This is a genomic window from Polaromonas sp. UBA4122 (assembly GCA_002381615.1).
Lineage (GTDB): Bacteria > Pseudomonadota > Gammaproteobacteria > Burkholderiales > Burkholderiaceae_C > Polaromonas.
On record DFWY01000053.1, the window covers coordinates 1 to 22,777 of the forward strand.

Annotated in this window: 18 protein-coding genes and 1 pseudogene; 7 read left to right on the top strand and 12 right to left on the bottom strand. The window is 58.5% G+C overall.

The window, feature by feature from the left end; genetic code table 11:
* Window positions 1-233, top strand: a pseudogene (locus tag B3F77_RS07015) (hypothetical protein); the annotation flags it as partial.
* A 150-nt stretch (window positions 234-383) separates the two neighbouring features.
* Here the strand turns inward: B3F77_RS07015 and gnd are convergent.
* From gnd to B3F77_RS07040, 5 genes are all read right to left on the bottom strand, one after another.
* Entirely contained in the window at window positions 384-1,832 is a 1,449-nt protein-coding gene (gene gnd / locus B3F77_RS07020; protein WP_293604266.1) for a decarboxylating NADP(+)-dependent phosphogluconate dehydrogenase, read from the bottom strand.
* Between the two features lie 296 nt (window positions 1,833-2,128).
* Window positions 2,129-2,410 carry a hypothetical protein gene (locus tag B3F77_RS07025; RefSeq protein ID WP_293604267.1) on the bottom strand — a complete coding sequence of 94 codons (282 nt, stop codon included), beginning with the start codon at window positions 2,408-2,410 and terminating at the stop codon, window positions 2,129-2,131.
* Window positions 2,411-2,503: 93 nt separating this feature from the next.
* Window positions 2,504-3,889, bottom strand: coding sequence for a TIGR03862 family flavoprotein (locus B3F77_RS07030; protein WP_293604268.1), 1,386 nt, complete (start codon window positions 3,887-3,889; stop codon window positions 2,504-2,506).
* Window positions 3,890-4,133: 244 nt separating this feature from the next.
* Window positions 4,134-7,391, bottom strand: a complete 3,258-nt coding sequence (locus B3F77_RS07035) for a UvrD-helicase domain-containing protein (RefSeq protein ID WP_293604269.1) — start codon at window positions 7,389-7,391, stop codon at window positions 4,134-4,136.
* 136 nt (window positions 7,392-7,527) lie between these two features.
* Window positions 7,528-10,077, bottom strand: coding sequence for a PD-(D/E)XK nuclease family protein (locus B3F77_RS07040; RefSeq protein ID WP_293604270.1), 2,550 nt, complete (start codon window positions 10,075-10,077; stop codon window positions 7,528-7,530).
* 173 nt (window positions 10,078-10,250) lie between these two features.
* Here B3F77_RS07040 and trxA point away from each other — a divergent pair, with 173 nt between their 5' ends.
* From trxA to B3F77_RS07065, 5 genes are all read left to right on the top strand, one after another.
* Entirely contained in the window at window positions 10,251-10,583 is a 333-nt protein-coding gene (gene trxA / locus B3F77_RS07045; RefSeq protein ID WP_293604271.1) for a thioredoxin TrxA, read from the top strand.
* 271 nt (window positions 10,584-10,854) lie between these two features.
* Window positions 10,855-12,117 carry a transcription termination factor Rho gene (rho, locus tag B3F77_RS07050; RefSeq protein WP_293604272.1) on the top strand — a complete coding sequence of 421 codons (1,263 nt, stop codon included), beginning with the start codon at window positions 10,855-10,857 and terminating at the stop codon, window positions 12,115-12,117.
* Window positions 12,118-12,346: 229 nt separating this feature from the next.
* Window positions 12,347-12,646 (top strand): type B 50S ribosomal protein L31, encoded by a 300-nt coding sequence (locus tag B3F77_RS07055; RefSeq protein WP_293604273.1) that lies wholly within the window; start codon window positions 12,347-12,349, stop codon window positions 12,644-12,646.
* A gap of 146 nt (window positions 12,647-12,792) precedes the next feature.
* Complete coding sequence (locus B3F77_RS07060; RefSeq protein ID WP_293604274.1) at window positions 12,793-14,556, top strand: hypothetical protein; 1,764 nt, start codon at window positions 12,793-12,795, stop codon at window positions 14,554-14,556.
* Window positions 14,557-14,598: 42 nt separating this feature from the next.
* Window positions 14,599-15,048, top strand: coding sequence for an MATE family efflux transporter (locus tag B3F77_RS07065; RefSeq protein WP_293604275.1), 450 nt, complete (start codon window positions 14,599-14,601; stop codon window positions 15,046-15,048).
* A 362-nt stretch (window positions 15,049-15,410) separates the two neighbouring features.
* Here the strand turns inward: B3F77_RS07065 and phoR are convergent, their stop codons facing one another.
* The 7 genes from phoR to pstS form a co-directional block, all read right to left on the bottom strand.
* Window positions 15,411-16,763, bottom strand: a complete 1,353-nt coding sequence (gene phoR / locus B3F77_RS07070; RefSeq protein WP_293604276.1) for a phosphate regulon sensor histidine kinase PhoR — start codon at window positions 16,761-16,763, stop codon at window positions 15,411-15,413.
* Entirely contained in the window at window positions 16,760-17,485 is a 726-nt protein-coding gene (phoB, locus tag B3F77_RS07075) for a phosphate regulon transcriptional regulator PhoB (RefSeq protein WP_293604277.1), read from the bottom strand. The genes phoR and phoB overlap by 4 nt, the downstream gene beginning before the upstream one ends.
* Window positions 17,486-17,492: 7 nt before the next feature.
* Window positions 17,493-18,194 carry a phosphate signaling complex protein PhoU gene (phoU, locus tag B3F77_RS07080; protein WP_293604278.1) on the bottom strand — a complete coding sequence of 234 codons (702 nt, stop codon included), beginning with the start codon at window positions 18,192-18,194 and terminating at the stop codon, window positions 17,493-17,495.
* 19 nt (window positions 18,195-18,213) lie between these two features.
* The gene (gene pstB / locus B3F77_RS07085) at window positions 18,214-18,993 is read right to left on the bottom strand and encodes a phosphate ABC transporter ATP-binding protein PstB (RefSeq protein WP_293604279.1); all 780 of its coding nucleotides are present in this window, start codon (window positions 18,991-18,993) and stop codon (window positions 18,214-18,216) included.
* A 47-nt stretch (window positions 18,994-19,040) separates the two neighbouring features.
* A complete protein-coding gene (gene pstA, locus B3F77_RS07090; RefSeq protein WP_293604280.1) occupies window positions 19,041-19,901 on the bottom strand; it encodes a phosphate ABC transporter permease PstA in 861 nt (286 codons plus the stop codon).
* Window positions 19,898-20,860 carry a phosphate ABC transporter permease subunit PstC gene (pstC, locus tag B3F77_RS07095; protein ID WP_293604281.1) on the bottom strand — a complete coding sequence of 321 codons (963 nt, stop codon included), beginning with the start codon at window positions 20,858-20,860 and terminating at the stop codon, window positions 19,898-19,900. Before pstC ends, pstA begins: the two co-directional genes overlap by 4 nt.
* Window positions 20,861-20,968: 108 nt before the next feature.
* On the bottom strand, window positions 20,969-22,012 hold the full coding sequence (gene pstS, locus B3F77_RS07100; RefSeq protein WP_293604282.1) for a phosphate ABC transporter substrate-binding protein PstS: 1,044 nt from the start codon (window positions 22,010-22,012) through the stop codon (window positions 20,969-20,971).
* A gap of 195 nt (window positions 22,013-22,207) precedes the next feature.
* On the opposite strand from pstS, the gene B3F77_RS07105 reads away from it, so the two are divergent.
* Entirely contained in the window at window positions 22,208-22,690 is a 483-nt protein-coding gene (locus B3F77_RS07105) for a fasciclin domain-containing protein (RefSeq protein ID WP_293604283.1), read from the top strand.
* The last annotated feature ends 87 nt before the right edge of the window (window positions 22,691-22,777 follow it).

Consider the following 22,777-nt stretch of genomic DNA (forward strand, 5'->3'; position numbering starts at 1 on the left):
CGCGCTTAACTGTCGAACCCGGGAGAGCAGACCGACATTCTCACGGCGCTGACGATCAAAAAACCGACCCTAGTAAAGCCGCTATCCATACGAAGCTCGACCAAAATCTCATCACTGCATGGCTTGATCTGGGAAATAAAGCGGTCCATGGAGTCCTCTTGAACGACGGCAAAGCAGCGAAACCGGCCAGTGAAATTAGTGGCGCGATCTACGGGAATCGGCCATCAAGCTGATGTTTGAAAATCTCTTCCAAAGCAGCCACCCAACCACTGGTTGTTTGGCTCGATCGAGTCATCGGACCATACAGGCGTTTCTTTCAACCACCGGACGCCAAGATGCGTGGTCTATTCCGCTTTGACCTCGTTATTTAATTTGAAAAACAATTATGCTGAATATACTGTTGAGGTTGTTTCGCCGCCTCTGCCTGTCCAATTTGTATGGAAATATTCTCCACGCGGTTTGTCAACTCTCTCATACTGATGCGCGCCGAAAAAATCTCTCTGTGCCTGCAAAAGATTTGCCGGGAGGTTTTCGCTTCTGTACCCATCATAATAAGCTAATGCAGAGGACAAAGCGGGCGTAGGGATTCCATTCTTTATTGCTTCGGCAAGTACATTTCTTAATGATTGTTGCGAGCTGGAAATTTTTTCCCTGAAAAATGGATCAAGTAAGAGATTTACAAGATCAGGATTCTGATCAAAGGCCTCTTTTATTTTTCCAAGAAAAACAGACCGAATGATACATCCGCCGCGCCACATTAACGCTATACCACCGTAGTTTAGATTCCAACCAAATTCTTTTGCCGCAGCACGCATTAATTGATAACCTTGCGTATAGGAAATAATTTTTGCCGCATATAAGGCTCTTCCAAGTTCATTGATGAAAATTTTTCTATCATCGGAAAAATATGGTTTTGGGCCAGTTAATATTTTTGAAGCTAAAACTCTCTCCTCTTTCATTGAGGAGAGCACACGGGCAAAGACCGATTCAGTTATAAGTGTGAGTGGAACAGCAACATCAAGTGACGTAATTACCGTCCACTTGCCTGTTCCCTTTTGCCCTGCTTTGTCTAATATTTTATCAAGCAACGGAAGACCGTCTTCATCTTTAACCGCAAGAATGTCTCTTGTGATTTCAATTAAATAACTTTTCAGTTCACCTTCGCTCCATTCCTTAAACACATCGTACATTTCAGCAGAAGTCATTCCTAATAAGTTTCTCATGACATCATACACTTCACAAATAAGCTGCATGTCGCTGTATTCAATTCCGTTATGAACCATTTTTACGAAATGCCCAGCTCCTTCTTCTCCAATCCAATCACAACATGGAACACCATCATCAACTTTTGCAGCAATTGCCTGGAAGATCGGTTTTACACTTTCCCATGCTGCTTTAGAACCGCCAGGCATTATTGAAGGTCCAAGCAAAGCTCCTTCTTCACCACCGGAAACTCCGGTACCTACATACAACAAATTCTTGCTTTCAAGCATTTTTGTTCTGCGTGTTGTATCTGAGAAATGAGAATTCCCACCATCAATAATAATACCTCCATTCTCAAGAAAAGGAATCAATGTTTCAATAATTTCATCAACTGGTTTTCCCGCTGGGACCATCAGCATAATTTTTCTTGGCAACTCTAAGGAGTCAATCAGTTCTTGAATTGAATAACATCCTTGAATATTTTTTCCTTTCCCTCTTCCAGTAACAAATTTTTCAACTTTTTCTTTTGAGATATCAAAAACGGAAACGGAAAATCCTTTTTTTTCCATATTGAGGACAAGATTTTCTCCCATTACTCCAACGCCAATTAATCCTATTTGAGAATTCATACTTTATTTTCCTGATTATTTAATTCTTCGGTATTGGGTAATCCGCCCTTTTTGCATGGGAGCCAGAAGTAGGGTTACGCAGCCATGGCCATTCACTGCTTTGGAGTAAACCCGCGATGCCATGTTGGAGCGGTCGTGATTGTAGGACCACATCCACTGCGTGGCGTACTTCTGCACCTCTTCAATGCTGGCCAGTGATACTGGGATAACCGCGGAGCCAGTGCCGGGGTCAAGGCTCGTCAACTAATTTATTTGTCAGCGTCGCGTAGGTCTCACGTAACGGATGCAACACCCCATTACTGGCGGGCCTCTTCAATAGCTGTCGTCGTCTGCAGCGCATGATCGGCAATTTGCGCAGAAACCAAAGCCAACGATGCCAGCGCATAAGTGCCGCTGATCACACCTTTGTAGGCCACTTCGGCAGCCACCGCGTCATTGCCCAAACCCTCGGTGGCGGCCACGATGCATTCTTCAATGCTGCTCAAGCCCGCGTCGCCGTAAAGCTCTTCGCCTTCGTAGCTGACACGGTATTCGTACTGATCTTGTTCAATGGGGTCAATGTGGAAACGCACGATCATGACAAGCCCTTTTTCGTAAATGCTGGCGTGAAGCTGGAATTGAAAATTAAACCGCTACCAAATTAATAGCTGCTTGCGCCCATCTTTATTGGGCTATAGGCCAAAATGACTTAGAACACCCTGTCCGGCGGCGCGTCCGCTGGCAAAACAGGCGGTGAGCAGGTAGCCGCCCGTGGGCGCTTCCCAGTCGAGCATTTCACCGGCGCAAAACACCGGCTGACCAGCGCCCTCCGGCATTTTGACTCGCAGTTGTGCATCCATCCCCTCAAACATCACGCCACCCGCGCTGCTGATGGCTTCGTCAATCGGCCTGGCGGCCAGCACGCGCACGGGCAATGCCTTGATGCCTGCGGCGAGTTGGACGGGGTCGGCAATGGCCTCTTTGTCCAGCAGTTCATACAGCATGGCGGCCTTGATGCCGTCGAGGTTCAAGCGGCTTTTGAGGTGGCTGGAGAGCGAACGCGAGCCACGCGGGTGACGCACCTCGACCAGTACCTGCTCGGGCGACTTGTCGGGCAGCAAGTCGAGCAGAAAGGTGGCGCTGCCGTGGGCCGCAATCTCGTCGCGCAGCAGGCTGGAGACGGCGTAGATCAGGCTGCCTTCCACGCCGGTGGCAGTGGCGACGAACTCGCCTTTGCGGCTGAAGGTGCGGCCTTGGGAGTCGGTGAAGTGGATGGCGACCGACTTGAAGGGCTGACCGGCGAAGCGGCTGGCAAAGTGCTCTGTCCAGCCCGCTTGCGGTGGCTTGCCCTGGCCGATGAGCTCTTTTAAAAACTCGCGGCGCGTTTCTCCCTGCTCTGCGGCGTCCGCAGCTTGCCGGGCTTCGCTGGCAGGCCGCGGCGCCACGTCAAAACCGCAGTTGGAGGGCTGCAAAGGCGCGAAGGCAACGCCGCGCGCTGCCAGCAGCGGCACCCACGCGCCGTCGGACCCCAAGCGCGCCCAGCTGCCACCGCCCAGCGCCAGCACCACGGCGTCGGCCTGCGCCTGCACTTCGCCAGCGGGGGTTGAAAATTTCAGCGCGCCATCATCGGCCCAGCCCAGCCAGCGATGGCGCATGGAAAACTGCACACCGGCGTTGCGCAGGCGATGCAGCCAGGCGCGCAGCAGCGGCGCGGCTTTCATGTCCTTTGGAAACACCCGGCCCGAGCTGCCGATAAAGGTCTCCACGCCCAAGGCTCCAGCCCAGGCACGAAGCTCGCTGGGGCCGAACGCGGCGATCAGCGGCTGCATCTGCGCGCTGCGCTCGCCATAGCGGCTCATAAACGCATCCGGCGCCTCGGAATGGGTGAGGTTCAGTCCGCCCTTGCCCGCCAGCAAAAATTTGCGGCCTACCGAAGGCATTGCGTCGTAAACCTGCACAGAAAGAGCCGGGCCGGCACTGGCCAGCACTTCAGCCGCCATCAGGCCTGCGGGGCCGCCGCCGATGACGGCGACGCGCAGCGGATGAATCTGGTTGGCAAGAGGTGTTGAGTGGTTCAAGGAGAAATCCGTCTGCACAGGGTGGCAATTTGAGGTCGAAACTGGAGGTCAAGTGCTTGCCGGAACTTCTTCCCCGGCAAAGATTGCTCTTTATTTGATAGCTGCTTGAGCCCGTAAATAGGGGGCTGCAATCCAAAAAGGCTTGGAATCTGTATATCAGGTAGACCCCAAGCCGGTTTGCGGGAGACCTTGATTATTGCAGTTGCATGGTTGGCGCCAACCCGCTGTTGACCACCGGGCGCGCTCAGGCAAGCTCCACCACCGTCCCCTGCCCAGTCAGAAAAGCGGCTTTCACCGTGGCGTCGGGGTAAATCAACTGCACCGCCGCCCGGTAAGCTTGCAGCTGAGCGACCAGCGCAGGCTGCTGCTGCGGTGTGATCGCCGATTTGTAGTCAAGCACCCACCACTGGCTTTCGTAACATGCGTCTTTGCGCTGCACCAGGCGGTCCAGCCGCAGTGGCTGACCCTGGTAGACCAGATCCACCTCGTTGCCATGCCAGGCCACTGCATCCTGGCGCCAAGCCCAAGCGCCTTCCCCGGCGAAAATGCGCTGCGCGAGGGCGGCCGCCTCTGCGGCTTGCGCCGGGCTGAGGCGAAACTCGCGTGCCACGGCCGTCACCTGCTGAGGAGACACCGCGCCGCCCCACTCCAGCAGGCGGTGCATGGCCTTGCCGATGCGGGCGATGATGGAATCCTCGTCTTCACGCGCTTCGACTGACGGTTTGGCCGCCATCATTTCAGGCAGCCGGGGCAGTTCAGGCAGGTTGAAGACGCTGGTGTCCCGGGCGGCCGAACCCGCCAAGGCGGCCTCTTTTGCCACCGGCACCGCCAATTCATCCACCAGGCCCTGCAAGCGCTGCCACCAGCTGTCGGTGGTTACGCGGTGGGGTTCAATCGATGAGATCACCAGGGTATGGCGGGCCCGCGTCAAGGCCACATACAGCGCATTGAGCTCTTCGCGCTTGCGTGCGGCCTGCTCGCTGGCCAGCGCCTCTTCGGCACAGGCCGGGGGGCGGCCTTCGCTGACCAGGAACACAAATTTTTGGGGTTCAGTGGCCTCGCCGGGCCAGTCCACCAGCACGCTCATGCTGTCGGCATTGCGCTCTACCGTGTCGGTGTCCAGCAGCAGCACGGCCTCGGCCTCCAGTCCTTTGGCGCCGTGAATGGTCAGCAGGCGAACGGCGCCCGTGCTGACGCTAGCGGGCGCCAGTGTGCCACCCGCCTTGAGCGCGCGGACAAAGCCATAGGGCGTGGCGTAGCGCCCACCATCGAGCGCCAGCGACACACCCAGCAACGCGCGCAGGTTGGCCAGCACGGTGTTGCGCTGGGCTGCGGGCGCGGCGGCCACAAAGCGGGCCAGCACATCGCCGTCGTCATAAATGCCTTGCAAGGCGTCGTGCGGTGGCAAACGGTCCAGCCAGCCCTTCCATCGGGCAAAAATAGCGCCCAGCCCCTGCAAATCGGGCGCAAGCAGCTCTGTTTTTTGTAGCAGTACGTACCACGGCGCTCGCAACTCGCGTTGCAGCAGCGCGAGATGCACCAGGCTGGAATCGGCCAGGCCAAACAGCGGCGAGCGCAGCGCGCGCGCCAGTGACAAGTCGTGCTGCGGAGACACCAGCACATCCAGCAGCGCCACCACGTCCAGCACTTCGCAGCAGTCGATCAGGTCGGTTTTTTCGCCAATCTGCGCCGGAATGTGCAGCGCCCGCAACTCGTCCTGCAGGGGCAGCAAACCCGCCCGTTTGCGCGACAGCACCATCACCTCTTGCGGCTTGAGGCCGCCAGCGAGTTGATCAAAGATCCATGCGGCGGCCTGCCGCGCTTCAAGCGTGCGCAGGGTTTCTTCGGGCAGCTCGCGTGGCGTGGTGAGGCTGTCGCGCCAGCCGGCGCTGAGCGGAGAATCGTCAGCGTCTTTGGCGCGCGGTATGGGCGGTAAACGGCCGGTTTCGCCCACCCTTTTTGAGTCCGTGGTGTGCTCGCGAAAGCCGTCGTAGCCGTCAAGCTCGCGTGCCTTGCCCATGGCGGCGTTGACAGTGTCAATCACGGCCAGGGCGTTGCGACGGGTGTGGTCGCAACTGAGCAAGTCGCCACCCAGGCCTTGCACCACAAAGGCCTGCGCAGCGCGAAACACCTGCGGCTCGGCGCGCCGAAAGCGGTAAATGCTTTGCTTGGGGTCGCCCACCAGGAACACGCTGGGCGCCGAGCCAGCCCCGGAATAACCTGTCAGCCAGGATGAGAGCGCCTGCCACTGCAGCGGGTTGGTGTCCTGAAACTCGTCAATCATCAAATGCTTGATGCGCGCGTCCAGCCGCTCCTGCACCCAACCCGACAACACCGGGTCACTCAACATGACCAGGGCGGCCCGCTCGACGTCGTTCATGTCAACCCAGCCATGCTCGCGCTTGAGTTGCGTGAACTGCGCAATCAGCGCGCGCGTCAGGCGGGCCATGCGCTGCTGGTAACCCCAAGCTTCATGCTGCTGGCTGGCCGCCACCACGCGCAGCACCAGGTCCTGCGCTTGTCGCACGCGCTCAATGCCGACGATCTTTTCGCCGAATCTGCGCGGCGTGCCTTTTTCGGTCAGCAGCGCAATGAACACTGCGGGCATATCCTGCGCCGTCAGAGCCTGCTCCAGCTCCACGCCTTTGGCCGAGAACGTTGGCGCACTGGCGCGGCCCAGGGCTTTGGCGGCGTCCAGCAGCAGCTGGTGGTTGGCAGGGATGGCGGTGAGGCAATCCTCGGGCGCGTTCAGACCTGCAAACTCGGGGAACTGCACGCCAAAGGGCTGCACCGAAGCCTCGACCATGCCTTTTTCGTCAGCCAGCGTGAATTCGGTTCGCTTGTCCAGCGCGGTTTGCAGGGCCTTGTCGGTCTGGAAGCGCCCATGGATCCGCACCACGGCTTCAAAGTCGGCCTTCAGCAGCGCATCGGCCACCACCGCCGCGTAAAACCGCCGCCACACCAGCACCCGGGCCGGGGCATCGTCTTCCAGCAGCTCGTAATTGACCGGCAGGCCCAGCCTTTGCAACACGGCCACGGGCGCGCTGCGCAGCAAGGCGGCAAACCAGCTGTGAAAGGTGCGAATCTGCACCGAACGACCGCTGACCAGCATGGATCGGTATAAATTTGATAGCTGCTCACGCACGTCCTGCCTGGCATTGGGGCCGATTTGGCTTGTAAGGCCGCGCAGTACCAGTTCGCGCTGCAGCGTCGCATCGTCGGCGTGGGCAAAGGCCTTGAGCCATTCATCAAGCCGCTCACGCATTTCACCAGCGGCTTTTTTGGTGAAGGTGATGGCCAGGATTTCGTGCGGGCGGACCTGGGCGTCTGAGTTGGCATCCGCGCCGTCAAGCAAGGCGCGCACGATGCGCGACACCAGCATCCAGGTTTTTCCCGCGCCAGCGCAGGCTTCAACCGCCACGCTGCGCCGCGGGTCACAGGCGATGGCATAAAACGCGTCGGCGGAAACCGGCTCGCCATTGCACTCGTAGGCGGCGTTCATGTCAGGTCTCCGTCATCGTGGCGCTTGCTTGCAGTGTGAAGCGCGCGGGCCAAAGGCCGCAGCGCCGGGCCGCCCCAAGCAAGGCCAGCCCCCTCGGGGGGCAGAGAGTTACACGAAGTGAACGAACGTGGGGGCATCATGCTTTCCAAAAGTCTTTACGGCACAGGCCGCGTGCCGCGCAATAGTCGCAGGCCTTGCCTTCGCCCAGCGCGGGCAGCGCGGCGCCCTGCGCAATACGCGCCATGTCGCTGAGGATGCTGTCGATCAACTCATCGCGCAGCTCCACGATGTCGGGCTGCCCGTAAGTGCGGGTGGGCTCCTTTTCGCCCAGATTGACATAAGCCGCGGCCAGCGTGTCGTCGGCCATCAGGGCGGCGTAAAACGCCAGCTGGGTGTCTTCCTGCCCGCCCTTGATGCGCTCTGCCGTGGTGGCGCGCGGCTCGGTTTTGTAGTCGATCAGCAGCGTGTGACCATTGGCATCGCGATCAATACGGTCCAGCTTGCCCACCAGCGTCAGTTCGCCCAAGGGCATTTCGCGCCAGGTTTCTGATGCGTCAAAACGGGCGCCTGTGGCTTCGTGACCGGCTAGCCACGCCAGATAGCCGTCGCGCACAGCGGCCCAAGCGGCGGCGAACGGCAGAAACTCGCTGTCGCTGTCGCTCAAGCCAAGCTCTTTCGTGGCTTCCTCTGCCGCTATATTAATCATAGCTACCCGCGCAGACAGATCGGGCGCAGGAGCCTCTTTTAGTGCCTCATGAAAGTGGCTCAACAGGCTGTGCAGCCAATTGCCAAAATCGCGCTTGCCGAGTTCGCTCTCCAGCTCTTCGGGCTCTTGCAGCTTGAGCTGGCGCAGCGCAAAAAAGCGGTAGGGGCAGCGACGCAAATCTTCATAGGCACTGGCCGACAGCTTGGTTACCGGCAAAGCCTCGCCGGTGGGCAAGGGATGCGGCGTGGGCTGGACGGCCACGGCGCGCCAGCTGCGGGGGTCGGGTGCCAAGGGGAGATCATTTGCCAGCAGCAGCTCCTGCACAAAACCACTGGGCATCAGGTGCTCGCCGGCCTCGCTGGTGCGCCACAGCAGATCGACATGCGGCAGCTGCAGGGCATAGTGCCAAGCCTGGCGGGCTGCGCTGGCGAGCGTTTCGCGCGAAGGCAGGCCGAGCAGCTCGCGCTGGCTGGGCGTCCAGGGGGCCGCAGGCTCGGGCGACACCGGCAGGCGGATTTCGTCGCAACCGGGCAGCACGACGGCCTGCATGGGCCGCCCCAGCAATTGCTGCAGCGGCAAAATTACCACCTGCTCTGCCGGGGGATGCCCGGGTGAGAATTTGCCGCCCTCCAGGGTCTGGTTGACCCAGCTCGTGAAGTCGTTGAGCTTCATGATGGGAGAAGTCTCAAACTCCACCTCGGCGCCTTCGTGTAGGCGCAGCACGTCCAGCACCGCCTGGCCGGCCTCATCGAGAGCCAGCGCCTCCCACTGCCCGGCTGACTGCAAGGCAGCGCGTAGATGGCGCAGCCACTCGGTCAGGGAACGGGCGCGGCTGAGTGTCTCGCGCAGGGCGTTCACTGGCACCGCCAGTGGCTGGGCGGCCGCGAAGGCAGGCAGCGGCGTACTGGGCAGTTCGCGCCATGCGCGCACACCGGCTTTGCGCAGTTCGGTTTCAGCCGCAGTCACTGCGCCAGCAACAAACGCGGGTGCGTTTTTCAGCCAATCCAGCACGGCGTCGGTTGATGCGTCCCACGACATGGCGCGCAGCAAACTCATCAGGCTGGCCGCAGCGCGTGTGGTGGACAGCTTCCAGCCGGTTTCATCGCGCATGGCAATGCCGCGCTCCGCCAGCATGGCGCCGACGCGGCGCGTGAGCAGCCGGTCTTGCGCAATCAGCGCGACGGGACTGCGCCCTTGCGCCAAATGCGCCAGCACGCAGGCGGCGGCCTGCTCGGCCTCGTCTTCTGCGTCCAGCGCGGCGTGCAGCGAGGGAAACACCGGTAATGGCAACTCCGCTGGCGACGACGTGTAAAGGGGAATGGAGATCGACCGCTCGCCAAAATGCAGCTTGAGCGCCTCGGTCAGCGGCTCGGCCTGAAAGCCTTCCAGCACGGCAAACAGCGGTGCTCGAGCCTGAAAAAGACGGTCAGAAGGATAGGCGGAGGCCGCTGCCCAGGCGAGCGCAATGCGCGCCACTGCGGCCTCCAGCGCAAGGACGGGCGAATCCAGGCCCACGCCCAGCGAGACCGCCAGGTGCTCGCTCCAGGCCTGACGCGCGGCGGGCAACACCGCCGCAGCCACCCGGCCCAGGCTCCACGCCGCCTCGACCAGTCGCCCGGCCAGAGCGTCCTGCTGACTCGCCAGGCCCGCCCGCACCAGCAGCGAAGCGGCCGTCAGCATGTCCACAGCCACATCCATACGCAAATCGTCACCCGAAGGCGTAAACAGCCCCAGCGTACCGCCCAGGCTGCTGGCCCAGTTCATGGTGGTTTCAAAACGCGGAACAAAAAACGTGCCGCCTGCTTGTGCGGCCCAGGCATGGCGCGCCTGCTGGATCAGTTGGGCATAGGGCAGCAGCACCACGGCCTCGGCTGGGTGTATGCCCTGCGCCTTCAGGGCATTGGCCAATTTGCCCACGGCCTGCTGCCAGCAAGGGGTGGAAAGGGTTGCCGCAGTGTCAGCGGTGTCGGGAAGCGGCATGGAGGAGGTTCTGCAAAGGGTAACAAAAGGGGGGTGGCACACGGACTCGGAGGCTAACTATCAGGACGATAGCCGCTGCTCAACCGACACCGTCACTTGCTTTCTGCCACAATGACAACGACTTTAGCCCTGTCCCGTAGCGTAACCATCGTAATTAGACCCAAGGAGCCGTCATGGCGAGCGAACTGATCAAACATACCACCGATGCCACTTTTGAAGCCGATGTGCTGAAATCATCACAACCTGTGCTGGTGGATTACTGGGCTGAGTGGTGCGGTCCCTGCAAAATGATCGCCCCCCTTCTCGAAGAAGTGGCTACCAGCTATGCGGGCAAGCTGCAAATTGCAAAAATGAATGTGGACGAAAACCGCGAGATTCCTGCCAAATTCGGCATTCGCGGTATTCCCACCCTGATGCTGTTCAAGGATGGCCAGATGGCTGCCACCAAAGTGGGCGCCATGAGCAAGGCGCAGTTGACCGCGTTTATCGACCAGCAACTGGCCTGAACGCTTTTGCACTGGAAAGCAAACAAGGCCCCTGCGGTTTCCTTTCCAGAGCAAGCCTCCGCTTCGTTGAGCCCGCGCCCCGGGCACCTGCCGGGCGCGCATCAAAATGCTCCCTGATTTCTCCCCTGAATTTCCTGTCATAATGAGCCTTATTCGCCAGCTGACTGTTGTCGGCTGGTTCGAGTTCCCGGTTTGTAAGCCTTCCTTCTCTGCGGCTTCTTTTCAAACCTCCCCCCGTTTTTTTTAAATGAACTCCGCAAGGAGTAATTCCATGCACTTAAACGAACTCAAGGCACTGCACGTGTCTGAAGTCCTCAAGCAGGCCGAAGCTCTTGAGATCGAAAACGTTGGCCGTATGCGCAAGCAGGAGCTGATGTTTGCCATTATCAAAAAGCGGGCAAAAACAGGCGAAACCATTGTGGCCGACGGCGTGCTGGAAGTGCTGCCAGACGGTTTTGGTTTTCTGCGTGCGCCCGATTCCAGCTACACCGCCAGCACCGACGACATCTACATCAGCCCCAGCCAGATCCGCCGCTTCAATCTGCATACGGGTGACATGATTGAAGGTGAGGTACGCACCCCCAAAGATGGCGAGCGCTACTTTGCACTGAACAAGCTCGACAAAATCAACGACGGCCCCCCCGAAGACAACAAGCACAAGGTCATGTTCGAGAACTTGACGCCACTGTTTCCCAGGGAGCAGTTCAAGCTTGAGCGCGACATCAAGGGTGAAGAGAACCTCACCAGCCGCATCATCGACATCGTTGCGCCCATCGGCAAAGGCCAGCGCGCCCTGCTGGTGGCACCGCCCAAATCCGGCAAGACCGTGATGATGCAGAACATCGCCCACGCCATCACCGCCAACTACCCCGAAGTGGTCATGATGGTGCTGCTGGTGGACGAGCGCCCTGAAGAGGTCACCGAGATGCAGCGTAGCGTGCGCGGCGAGGTGATTTCATCGACGTTTGACGAGCCTGCCGCACGTCACGTGCATGTGGCCGAAATGGTGATTGAGCGCGCCAAGCGCCTGGTCGAACTCGGGAAGGATGTCGTCATTTTGCTGGACTCCATCACCCGCCTGGCGCGCGCCTACAACAACGTGCTGCCCTCCTCGGGCAAGGTGCTGACCGGTGGCGTGGATGCCAACGCGTTGCAGCGTCCCAAGCGCTTTTTCGGCGCAGCCCGCAACATCGAAGAAGGTGGCAGCCTGACCATCATCGGCACCGCGCTGGTCGATACCGGCAGCCGCATGGACGAGGTGATCTTTGAGGAGTTCAAGGGTACCGGCAACTGCGAAATTCACCTGGACCGTCGTCTGTACGAAAAACGCGTGTTCCCGGCCATCCACCTCAACCGCAGTGGCACCCGCAAGGAAGAACTCCTTCTGGCTCCAGAAATCCTTCAAAAATCGCGTATCTTGCGTCAGTTCATGTACAACATGGACGAAATCGAGTCCATGGAACTCATGCTGAAAAACATGAAGGCGACCAAAAATAACCACGAATTTTTCGACATGATGCGCCGGGGGGGTTAATCCAGCCCCCTTCTCCGAAGAAAAGCCCCTGGGTCATGGCGAGCATGACTAAAGCCGAAGGCGTTTTTCGCCAGGCCGCCCCAAGAAAAACATGGCTCCCCCTGGGGGGCAGCGCAGTACATGGAAGTGGCAAGCGTGGGGAGCCACTTCCATGTGATAATTGAAAGCTTCACGGAAAGTGCCTGGAACTGGTCTGGGTGGCTACCGAAACGATGAAAAAGGAAAGATTATGAAAGAAGGCATTCACCCCAACTACCGCGAAGTTTGCTTCGTTGACCTGTCCAACAACTTCAAGTTTGTGACCCGCTCCTGCGTGAACACCAAAGAAATGGTAAAAATGGACGATGGCCGCGAGCTACCCCTGTACAAGCTCGATACGTCCAGCGAATCGCACCCCTTCTACACCGGTACGCAAAAATCCGTGGACAACATGGGTGGCCGTGTCGAGAGATTCCGCAACCGCTTTGGCAAAACCGCCGCAAAAGAAGCAGCACCCGAATCAGCTCCCGAAGTCGAAGCTGCCAAGTAAGCTGCAAAAAACGCTTTTGCCAGCCTGCAAAAAGCAGCCTGAATTTCAGGCTGCTTTTTTTTCGACTAAAACTGCTACAGACTGAAGCAGGAGTCGCCATTCAGCTTCCCATCAGACGCAGCCTCTTTCCTGATCATCAAGCCATTTTGAACAAACCTTCTCCCGCCATCATTGCCCAGTCTGCCGTCCGCCGCCTGCCGCGGTTTGCGCTGCTGCTATTTTGCCTAGCCTATATCTTGCCGGGCTTCCTGGGGCGTGGGCCCTGGAAAAACGAAGACATCGCGGCATTTGGCGTCATGCGCGAGCTGACCTCCTCCGCTGCCAATTGGCTACAGCCTCAGCTGCTGGGTCAGGCCAACGGATTTGAAGCACTCGTGCCCTATTGGCTGGGTGCCATCGCCATCAAATGCCTGCCTTTTTTGGACCCCGCCTTTGCCGTGCGCATTCCGTTTGTCCTGCTCCTGGCGCTGACACTGCTCACCACCTGGTACGCCGTTTATTACCTGGCCCGCAGCCCGCAAGCCCAGCCCGTGGCCTTTGCGTTTGGTGGAGAAGCCAGCCCGGTGGACTACGCCCGGGCGATTGCCGATGCCGGTTTGCTGGCGCTCATTGCCAGCCTGGGCCTGGCGCAGCTGTCTCATGAAACCACTCCTGCGCTGGCACAGTTGGGCTTTACGGCCCTGGTGTTCTACGCCATGGCGGCCAGCCCGTACCGCCGAGCGACCCAAATTGTAGGCCCTGCGCTGGGTTTGTTGGCCGGCCTCGCAGGGCTCGCCCTGAGTGGCGCGCCCACACTGGCTCTGTTGCTGGGCGTGGGCGGAGCGGTCGTGGAATGGACCCATATGCGTTGGGGAAACAACCGGGCCGATGCTGCCAGCAAACAGCAATCCTGGCAGTGGGTGTTGCTTATCGCTGGCGTCACGCTGCTGGTCTCATCGCTCGCCTATGGCCTGAACTTGTGGCGCTGGCGAATTCAGTTGCCGGGTGCCGACGGTCAGTCGTCCTGGAACGAATGGCGTAGCCTGGGGCGCTTGCTGCTGTGGTTTACCTGGCCGGCGTGGCCCCTTGCCCTATGGACGCTCTGGCGCTGGCGCAGGCAACTGGCGAGCCGTCACGTGGCCCTGCCGCTCTGGTTTGTAGGAATAGCCGTTGGAGCCACGCTGACCACCACAGCGTCTGACCGCAGCCTGCTGCTGAGCCTGCCGCCACTGGCCGCGCTGGCCGCATTTGCCCTGCCAACGCTCAAGCGCAGCGTGGCCTCGCTGATTGACTGGTTCACCCTGCTCTTTTTCACCGGCTGCGCCATCATCATCTGGGTCGTCTGGATTGCCATGCAAACCGGTGTGCCCCGTCAACCCGCAGCCAATGTCGCCAGGCTGGCGCCTGGCTTTGAACCCAGCTTTTCGTGGCTCACCTTTTTGGTGGCAGTGGCAGCCACCCTGGCGTGGACCTGGCTCGTTAAATGGCGGGCCGGCGCACAGCGCGCAGCCATCTGGAAATCGCTGGTTCTGCCCGCTGGCGGCGCCACGCTGTGCTGGTTGCTGCTGATGACGCTCTGGCTACCCTTGCTCGACTATGCGCGCAGCTTGGCGCCCTTGTCGCGCCAGATTGCGAGCCTGGTTGATAAAAATGCCTGTGTCGAAATCTACGGTGTGGATAGCGCCCAGGCTGCAGCCCTGCAATACCACGGCCAGCTCGAACTGCGCCAGGCCACCGTGCAGGCCAGTTGCCCTTACCTGATCGTTGATGTCAATGCCCAGTCAAGCCTCAGCAGTACCGTAAATTTGCCGGATTGGGCTTTTCAGGCCACCGTGCGCAGGCCCACAGACAACAATGAAAATGTGCGGGTGTTCAAACGGGTGAGTATTGACAGCCAGGCCAAGACGGCGACCGCCCCGCGACGTCCATGACGTGAACTCAAAGTCATCAGCCACCATGCGGGCACCATTCTGGTGGGCCAGCTGGCCGTCAAGGCGTTCGGAGTCGCCGAAACCCTGATTGCAGGGCGTTATAGCAACGCTGCACTGGCAGCGCTGTCCGTGGGTTCAGCCCTTTACGTCAGCGTCTATGTCGGGCTGATGGGCATTGTGCAGGCCTTGCTCCCTATCTGGGCCGAGATGCTGGGCGGACGCTCGTTGCGGCAAAGCCTCTACCTGTGCGGCTTTATCACCGTAGCGGGCATGGCCGCCCTGCTATTTCCGGGTCGGCTGCTTCGCTGGGCGCAGGTGCCCGAGTTCATGCGAGATGAGGTACATCGCTACCTGAGCATGCTGGCGTTTGCGTTTGCCCCTCCCTTGCTATTCCGGGTCTATAGCACGTTCAACCAGTCTTTGGGGAAACCGCGTCTGGTGACGTGGCTTCAGGTCGTTGCCCTGGCTGTAAAAATCCCGCTTTCAATCTAGCTGGTGGCCGGCGGCGACGGCGTCGACCCCATGGGTGCCGCCAGCTGTGCCGAGGCTACGTTGGTGGTTAACTATATATGCTGTGCTGATACTGGCCGTGGTGATGGTGCTGCTGCTGACACAAGATCTTTACGAACCCTTTTGCATCTGGCGGCCCATGAAGCGGCCCGACTGGTTACAGTTAGGCACTTTTGCCAGGCTGGGTATCCCGGTCGGGCTGGCTTATCTGCTACCAGTTGGCTTATGAGGGCGTTGCGGGCCGGGGCCGCCAGCACCATTGCTATCGGTCTGGTAGCGACATGCCTTTTGGGCTTGTTGTGGTACGCAGTCCAGCAAAGCGAACGGACGAGCGCCCGCAAGATTCAAGCAGCCTGAAGCCGACGAACGCGTGCTGCCGGAAAGATGATTGAAAAGCACGAGCCATGCCCCGGCTGGCTCTCAATGTGCAATTCGGCGCCGTGACGCTGGGCTACGTGCTTCACGATGGCAAGGCCTAGCCCCGTTCCGCCTGTCTCGCGTGAGCGGCTGCGGTCAACCCGGTAAAACCGCTCGGTCAGGCGCGGCAGGTGCTCAGGTGCAATGCCCGGACCCGTGTCCTTGACTTTGAATTCGCCGCGTCCATCCTCCAGCAGTGTCCAGCTGACGCGGACCAGGCCACCCTCAGGCGTGTAACGCACCGCGTTGGTTACAAGGTTGGACATGGCACTGTAAAGCTCGGTTTGTATACCTGAGATCTCACAAGGGGGACCGGGTTCAAACTCCAGTTGATGCCCTTGCGGCGCAATCAGCACAGACAAGGCCCTAGCCTCCTGCTCGCATTGGGCAAACAGCGCGCTGGTGGTCATCCAGTCATTGGCGCCCGGGAACGGGCTGCCTTCCAGACGGGACAGGGTCAGCAAGTCGCTCACCAGTGTCTGCATGCGCTGGGACTGCTGCGCCATCAGGGCCAGATAACGGCTCCGTTCAGCCTCCTTCAGAGGCAGGGTTTGCAGAGTTTCAATGAAGCCGGACACGACAGTCAGCGGCGTGCGGATTTCATGCGACACATTGGCCACAAAATCCCGGCGCATGGCTTCCGCAAGCTCGACGGCGGTGATGTCGCGCGACAGCAGCAGTTTGCGGTCTTTGCCATACCCATGCACATGCACCGACAATTTGAGGGGTCGTGCCGGCGTGCTGAAGTTGCCGGGAATCACCACGTCGTGCGAAAAATCGCCCGAGGCCATATAAGCATTGAAGGCCGGCTCGCGGACCAAATTGCCAATGTGCTGCATCACATCGCGCTGGGCATCAAACCCGAAATGCTGCGTCGCCATCTGGTTGCACCACTCAATGCGCCCCTGTGCATCAAGCAGAACCACCCCACTCGGAGAGGCCTGCATGGCTGCCAAAAACTCGTCGAGGCGTGCCTGGCTTTCCCGGTACTGCTGATCGCGGTTCTTCAGCAGCCTGCGGGTTCGGTCGACAACCTCGCCCCACACACCAGGTAAGCCGGGCGGGCTGGCATCCGTGCTGGCCAGGTCGGCCGGCGTTTCCTTGCTTTGTTCGGTGCGCAGCCACCTGAGGAGCCGCCCCACGTAGAGGCTGTCAAGCACCAGCCAGACGAAAGCCCCCAGTAGCAACCCAAGCCCGAGGCCGTCTTTCGCTGCTGCCCACCACCCCAAGCCGCCGCCGGCAAACAGGCAGGCAGCAAAAATGATCCACCGATTGATCATGTCCCGGATGGCGCCGCGGCAACCAGGGTATGGGCGGCGACGGACGTCAGCCGGTAGCCTGCACCGCGAACGGTTTCCACCATGGTGCCGGCGGTGCCCAAGGCCTCCCGCAGGCGCTTGATGTGAACGTCGACCGTGCGCTCTTCAATGAACACATGGTCACCCCATACCTTGTCCAGCAATGCGCTGCGGCTGTGTACGCGTTCGGCATGCTTCATCAGGTAGTGAAGCAGCTTGAACTCGGTCGGGCCCAGCTTGAGCTCCTGATTCTGAAATGAAATGCGGTGTGTTGCCGCATCCAGCACCAGCGCACCGACGGTGACACAGTCGTTCACCGACTCGGGCGCGCGGCGGCGCAGCACCGCACGAATGCGCGCCAGCAACTCCTGGGTGGAAAAAGGCTTGGTAATGTAGTCGTCGGCGCCGGCATCCAGTCCGGCGACCTTGTCGGGCTCATCTCCCCGGGCCGTCAGCATCAGGATGGGCGTGCTCTTGGTACGCGCCTGTTTTCGCCAGTGGCGTGCCAGCGCAAGGCCGCTCTGTCCCGGCAGCATCCAGTCCAGCAAAATGACATCCGGCAGCACAGAGTCAAGCTCGCGCTGAGCCGTTACGCTGTCCTGCGCAACCACAGGATCAAAACCGCCATGCCTCAAGTTAACAGCAATCAGCTCGGCAATGGCCGGCTCATCTTCAACAATCAATACGCGAGGAAGATGTTTCATTCGACCATTACTTTACTGCAGACTCAACCTGCTCCATGGGTGTGTGCCTGACGTCTGCACCCTTGACGATGTAGATGATGAATTCCGCAATGTTCTTGGCATGGTCGCCCACGCGCTCAATAGCTTTGGCCACAAACAACAGATCCAGGCTTGCGGAAATCGTGCGCGGGTCCTCCATCATGTACGTAATGAGCTTGCGAACAAAGCCATCAAATTCCTTGTCAATCTGGTCGTCCTCCTTGAGGATGGATACCGCTGCGGCAGTGTCCATCCGGGCGAAGGCATCCAACGCCTTGCGCAACAGGCCGGAAGCGAGCTCCGCAGCGATGCGAAGTTCGGAAGACGGCAAAGCACGGGCCGAGCCGCTTTCGATGATCGAATTGACCATGCGTGCGATTTTATCGGCTTCATCACCCGCTCGCTCAAGGTTGGCCGTGGTCTTTGAAATGGCGATCAACAGGCGCAGATCACGGGCCGTGGGCTGGCGCCGCGCAATGATGGAAGACAAATCGCGGTCAATGTCGATTTCCATGGCATTGACGCGCGCTTCGGTTTCGATCACCTGGTTGGCGCTCTCGGTGCTGAACTGCGACAGCGCATAGATGGCCAGGCGAATCTGGGATTCAACCAGGCCGCCCATCTCCATCACACGCGAGGACAGGCCGTTGAGTTCGCTGTCGAACTGGGTAGATAAATGATTATCAGACATGTTTTTCTCTCAGTCCCTGTCAGCCAAAACGGCCAGTAATGTAGTCTTCAGTCTCTTCACGCTTGGGCTTGAAAAAGAGGTCTTTTGTGGCGCCGAATTCGACCAGATCCCCAAGATACATATAGGCCGTGTAATCGCTGCAGCGGGCAGCCTGCTGCATATTGTGCGTCACGATGACCACCGTGTAGTCGCTTTTCAACTCGGCAATCAGCTCCTCGATCTTGGCCGTGGAAATTGGATCCAGCGCCGAACAGGGCTCATCCAGCAGCAGCACTTCCGGCTTGATGGCGATGCCACGGGCAATGCACAGCCGCTGCTGCTGGCCGCCCGACAGACTGGAACCGCTCTGGTTCAGCTTGTCCTTGACCTCGGACCAGAGCGCAGCCTTGCGCAGCGCCCATTCGACCCGCTCGTCCATGTCTGCCGCATTGAGGTTGTCGAACAACTTGACACCAAAAGCAATGTTGTCGTAAATCGACATGGGAAACGGCGTCGGCTTCTGGAAAACCATACCCACTTTGGAGCGAATCAACGCCACATCTTTTTTGGAAGTGAGCAGGTTCTCGCCGTCAAACATGACTTCACCTTCCGCACGCTGCTCCGGGTAGAGCTCGTACATGCGGTTAAAAATGCGCAGCAGGGTTGATTTGCCGCAGCCTGACGGACCAATAAATGCCGTGACTTTATTCTCAGGGATTTCCAGATTGATGCCCTTTAGAGCGCGAAATTTTCCGTAATAAAAGTCCAGGTTTTTGACCACTATTTTTGACTTTTCGGGTTGGGCAGCGATGGCGTCCATCTTTAACCTTGTCTTGTTGTGTGAATGGATGGCGATCAGCTTTTGTGTCAGGCTTTGTTGCGCGTCAGCACGCGCGCCAGAATGTTCAGACCGAGCACCGCCAGGGTGATCAGGAACACACCCGCCCATGCAAGTTGCTGCCAGTTCTCATAAGGGCTCATCGCAAACTTGAAGATGGTCACAGGCAAGCTGGCCATGGGCTGGCCCAAATCAGAGGTCCAGAACTGGTTGTTCAGGGCCGTGAACAGCAAAGGGGCAGTTTCACCAGCGATGCGCGCTACGGCCAGCAATATGCCGGTCACCACCCCAGAGCGAGCGGCCCTGAGCGTGATGCTGGTGATGACCTTCCACTTGGGCGCACCCAGCGCATAAGCCGCTTCGCGCAGACCCGGCGGAACCAGATGCAGCATGTTTTCAGTGGTGCGTATCACCACCGGAATTACAATCAATGCCAGCGCCAAGACCCCCGCCCATCCTGAAAAGGAATGAAAACGGGACACCACGACAGCGTAAACAAAAAGGCCAATCACGATTGACGGCGCTGACAGCAGAATATCGTTGACGAACCGTGTCACCGAGGCCAGCCAGCCCTTAATGTTGTACTCGGCTAGATAAATGCCGGCCATAATGCCAATCGGTGTACCCACAAAAGTGGCGAGCAGCACCATAAAAAAAGAGCCATAGAGCGCGTTTGCAAGGCCACCAACTTCGTTGGGCGGGGGCGTCATTTCGGTAAAGGTCGCGAGCGCAATACCGCCAATACCCAGGCGTATGGTTTCCCACAGGATCCAGAACAGCCAGAACAGCCCGAACGACATGGCCGCCAGCGACAAAATGAGTGCCACCTGGTTGACCCTTTTACGGCGCGCGAACTTGGCCAGGCGAGCATCATGCGTCACCGCGTTCATGACTTGCTCCCTTCATTTTTTTTCAATTGGGCCAGCAGCAGCTTGGAAAGCGACAACACCACAAAGGTGATGAAGAACAGTACCAGCCCCAGGTAGATCAGCGCCGCCTGGTGAAGACCTTCGCCCGCCTCGGCAAACTCATTGGCGAGGGCTGACGTGATGCTGTTGGCTGCCTGAAACAGGCTTGGGGAGAACTGGTTGAAATTTCCAATGACGAAAGTCACCGCCATGGTTTCGCCCAACGCACGCCCCAGCCCCAGCATGATGCCGCCCACCACACCGGCTTTGGTATAGGGCAACACTACCTTGTAAACGACCTCCCATGTGGTAGATCCGAGGCCGTAAGCCGACTCCTTCAGGAGCACCGGCGTGACCTCGAACACATCGCGAATCACGGAAGCTATAAACGGAATGATCATGATCGCGAGAATGATTCCCGCAGACAATATGCCGATGCCTACCGGCGGCCCCGCAAACAGGGCGCCGAGGTACGGCACATTGCCAAAAAGACTCTGCATAGGCTGCTGTACATAGGTCGCGAGAACCGGGCCAAACACCAGCAGACCCCACATGCCGTAAACGATGGAAGGCACAGCGGCCAGCAGTTCGATGGCTATGCCCAGTGGCCTTTTGAGCCAGGCCGGAGACAATTCAGTTAAAAACAGCGCAATGCCAAAGCTGACTGGCACCGCGATCAGCAAAGCGATCAATGACGTGGCTAGCGTGCCATAAATCATGACCAGCCCACCGTACTCGTCCTTGACCGGATCCCATACGCTGTTGGTCAGAAAACCCAGACCGTACTTGCTGATGGCAGGCCACGCCCCAATGAAGAGTGATGTCAAAATGCCTATCAACAAACCCAGCGTCAACAGCGCCGCCCCAAGTGCAGCCCAGCCAAAAAGCCGGTCTGCAAAAGGGCTTCTGCGTACAAAATTTACAGGAGGGGGATTCTTCATGTCGCGTCCGGTCACTTTCGTCGGGTCATCAAAAGCTGCCCGGCCAGCCGGAAGTGTAGTGGACACATGAGAAACCCCTATCCTACGTCGCTGCAGAAGAAAGACTGCTTATTTGTAAGCGACAGCTTTACCAGACGCGTCCTTAATCTCGCCCCAGGCTTTCTCGATCACAGTTTTCACGGAAGCAGGCATTGGCACATAGTCCAGTTCGTTGGCAATCTTGTCGCCGTTCTTGAAGCCCCACTCAAAGAATTTCAAGACTGATGCCGCATTGGCTGGCTTATCCTGAACCTTGTGCATCAGAACAAAGGTGGAACCAGTGATGGGCCACGAATCCTTGCCAGGCTGCTCGGTCAGAATCTGGAAGAAGCTCTTGGCCCAATCGGCGCTTGCTGAAGCGGCCTTGAATGCCACGTCGTTGGGGGTCACGAAGTTGCCATCCAGATTCTTCATCAGGGCGTAGGTCATCTTGTTCTGTTTGACGTAGGCATACTCAAGGTAACCAATGGAATTGGGCAGACGGCCAACAAATGCGGCCACGCCTTCGTTACCCTTGCCGCCAGCGCCCAAAGGCCAGTTGACGGCCGTACCCTCGCCCACCTTGGATTTCCACTCAGGGCTGACCTTGCTCAGGTAGTTGGTGAAAATAAACGTAGTGCCCGAACCATCGGCACGGCGAACCGGTGCAATGGCTGCATCGGGCAGGGCCAGTGTCGGATTCAGGGCCTTGATGGCGGGGTCGCTCCACTTGGTGATTTTGCCGAGATAAATATCACCCAGGACAGGGCCGGTCAGCTTGAGTTGGCCCGGTGCAATTCCCTTGATATTCACCACAGGAATGACGCCACCGATCACAACCGGGAACTGCATGAGACCTTTCTTGGTAAGTTCCTCATCTGTCAGAGGCATGTCTGATGCACCAAAGTCCACCGTTTTGGCTTCGATCTGCTTGATGCCAGCGCCCGAACCCACCGACTGGTAGTTGATTTTTACACCTGTGGCCTTGTTGTAGTCCGACGCCCATTTTGAAACAATGGGAGCCACAAAAGACGAACCGGCACCTGTCACATCCTGGGCAGCCGACAACGTGGCAAACGACATGACGGCTACGCCCATCACAGCAGTCATCGAAGCTTTGAAACTCAATTTCATAAAATCACCTCTTGGGTTGGTAGGAAACAAGCACTCAATGTAATGTCCTTGTGTGACAAAAATATGACAGATCGCTCCGGGCCTGCTAATGGCTTCCATTGGCGTTTTGTGTCATAAAAAGTTCATATTTCCGTCACTAAATTGACATTGACCTCTCCTATTCTTCGCACTGTATTAATCAGGAGAATCGACATCATGTTCAACCGCCGTATTTTATTCGTCGTCGCAGCAGTTGCCGCCCTCGCCGGCTGCGCCACCCGCTCAAACCCAGTGTCGGTGGCAGACACCATCGCCGCCACGCCGCAACTGAGTATGCTCAACAGTCTGCTCACCAAAGCAGGGCTCACCGACACGCTCAAAGGGACGGGGCCCTTTACTGTCTTTGCGCCTACCAACGAAGCCTTCGCAAAAGTTCCCGCAAAAACCATGGGCGAACTTGCCAAAGACCCGGCCAAACTCAAGGCTGTCCTGACTTACCACCTTATTCCAGGCAAAGTCATGGCTGTTGACGTCAAAAATGGCAACAGCAAAACCGTCAACGGCGCCAGTGTGGCTCTCTCCAAAGCAGGCGACTTCGTCATCATTGAGGAAGCCATGGTTCAAACGGCCGATATTTCCGCGACCAATGGCGTCGTGCATATCATAGACAGCGTTCCGATTCCTCCAGCGAAGCACTAGCAACGCCAAGCTCAAAGCCTCGCATCCCGTGTCTTTCAGGCCAACGCCCCGTCTTAGCGGACGCTGGTCGCTACTAATTCCACAGTA

What these genes read in the sequence shown, in the direction of transcription:
- gnd (WP_293604266.1), bottom strand. Translation starts at nt 1,832, where the DNA reads ATGAATTCTCAAATAGGATTAATTGGCGTTGGAGTAATGGGAGAAAAT.
- B3F77_RS07025 (WP_293604267.1), bottom strand. Translation starts at nt 2,410, where the DNA reads ATGATCGTGCGTTTCCACATTGACCCCATTGAACAAGATCAGTACGAA.
- B3F77_RS07035 (WP_293604269.1), bottom strand. Translation starts at nt 7,391, where the DNA reads ATGAACGCCGCCTACGAGTGCAATGGCGAGCCGGTTTCCGCCGACGCG.
- B3F77_RS07040 (WP_293604270.1), bottom strand. Translation starts at nt 10,077, where the DNA reads ATGCCGCTTCCCGACACCGCTGACACTGCGGCAACCCTTTCCACCCCT.
- trxA (WP_293604271.1), top strand. Translation starts at nt 10,251, where the DNA reads ATGGCGAGCGAACTGATCAAACATACCACCGATGCCACTTTTGAAGCC.
- rho (WP_293604272.1), top strand. Translation starts at nt 10,855, where the DNA reads ATGCACTTAAACGAACTCAAGGCACTGCACGTGTCTGAAGTCCTCAAG.
- B3F77_RS07055 (WP_293604273.1), top strand. Translation starts at nt 12,347, where the DNA reads ATGAAAGAAGGCATTCACCCCAACTACCGCGAAGTTTGCTTCGTTGAC.
- phoR (WP_293604276.1), bottom strand. Translation starts at nt 16,763, where the DNA reads ATGATCAATCGGTGGATCATTTTTGCTGCCTGCCTGTTTGCCGGCGGC.
- phoB (WP_293604277.1), bottom strand. Translation starts at nt 17,485, where the DNA reads ATGAAACATCTTCCTCGCGTATTGATTGTTGAAGATGAGCCGGCCATT.
- phoU (WP_293604278.1), bottom strand. Translation starts at nt 18,194, where the DNA reads ATGTCTGATAATCATTTATCTACCCAGTTCGACAGCGAACTCAACGGC.
- pstB (WP_293604279.1), bottom strand. Translation starts at nt 18,993, where the DNA reads ATGGACGCCATCGCTGCCCAACCCGAAAAGTCAAAAATAGTGGTCAAA.
- pstA (WP_293604280.1), bottom strand. Translation starts at nt 19,901, where the DNA reads ATGAACGCGGTGACGCATGATGCTCGCCTGGCCAAGTTCGCGCGCCGT.
- pstC (WP_293604281.1), bottom strand. Translation starts at nt 20,860, where the DNA reads ATGAAGAATCCCCCTCCTGTAAATTTTGTACGCAGAAGCCCTTTTGCA.
- pstS (WP_293604282.1), bottom strand. Translation starts at nt 22,012, where the DNA reads ATGAAATTGAGTTTCAAAGCTTCGATGACTGCTGTGATGGGCGTAGCC.
- B3F77_RS07105 (WP_293604283.1), top strand. Translation starts at nt 22,208, where the DNA reads ATGTTCAACCGCCGTATTTTATTCGTCGTCGCAGCAGTTGCCGCCCTC.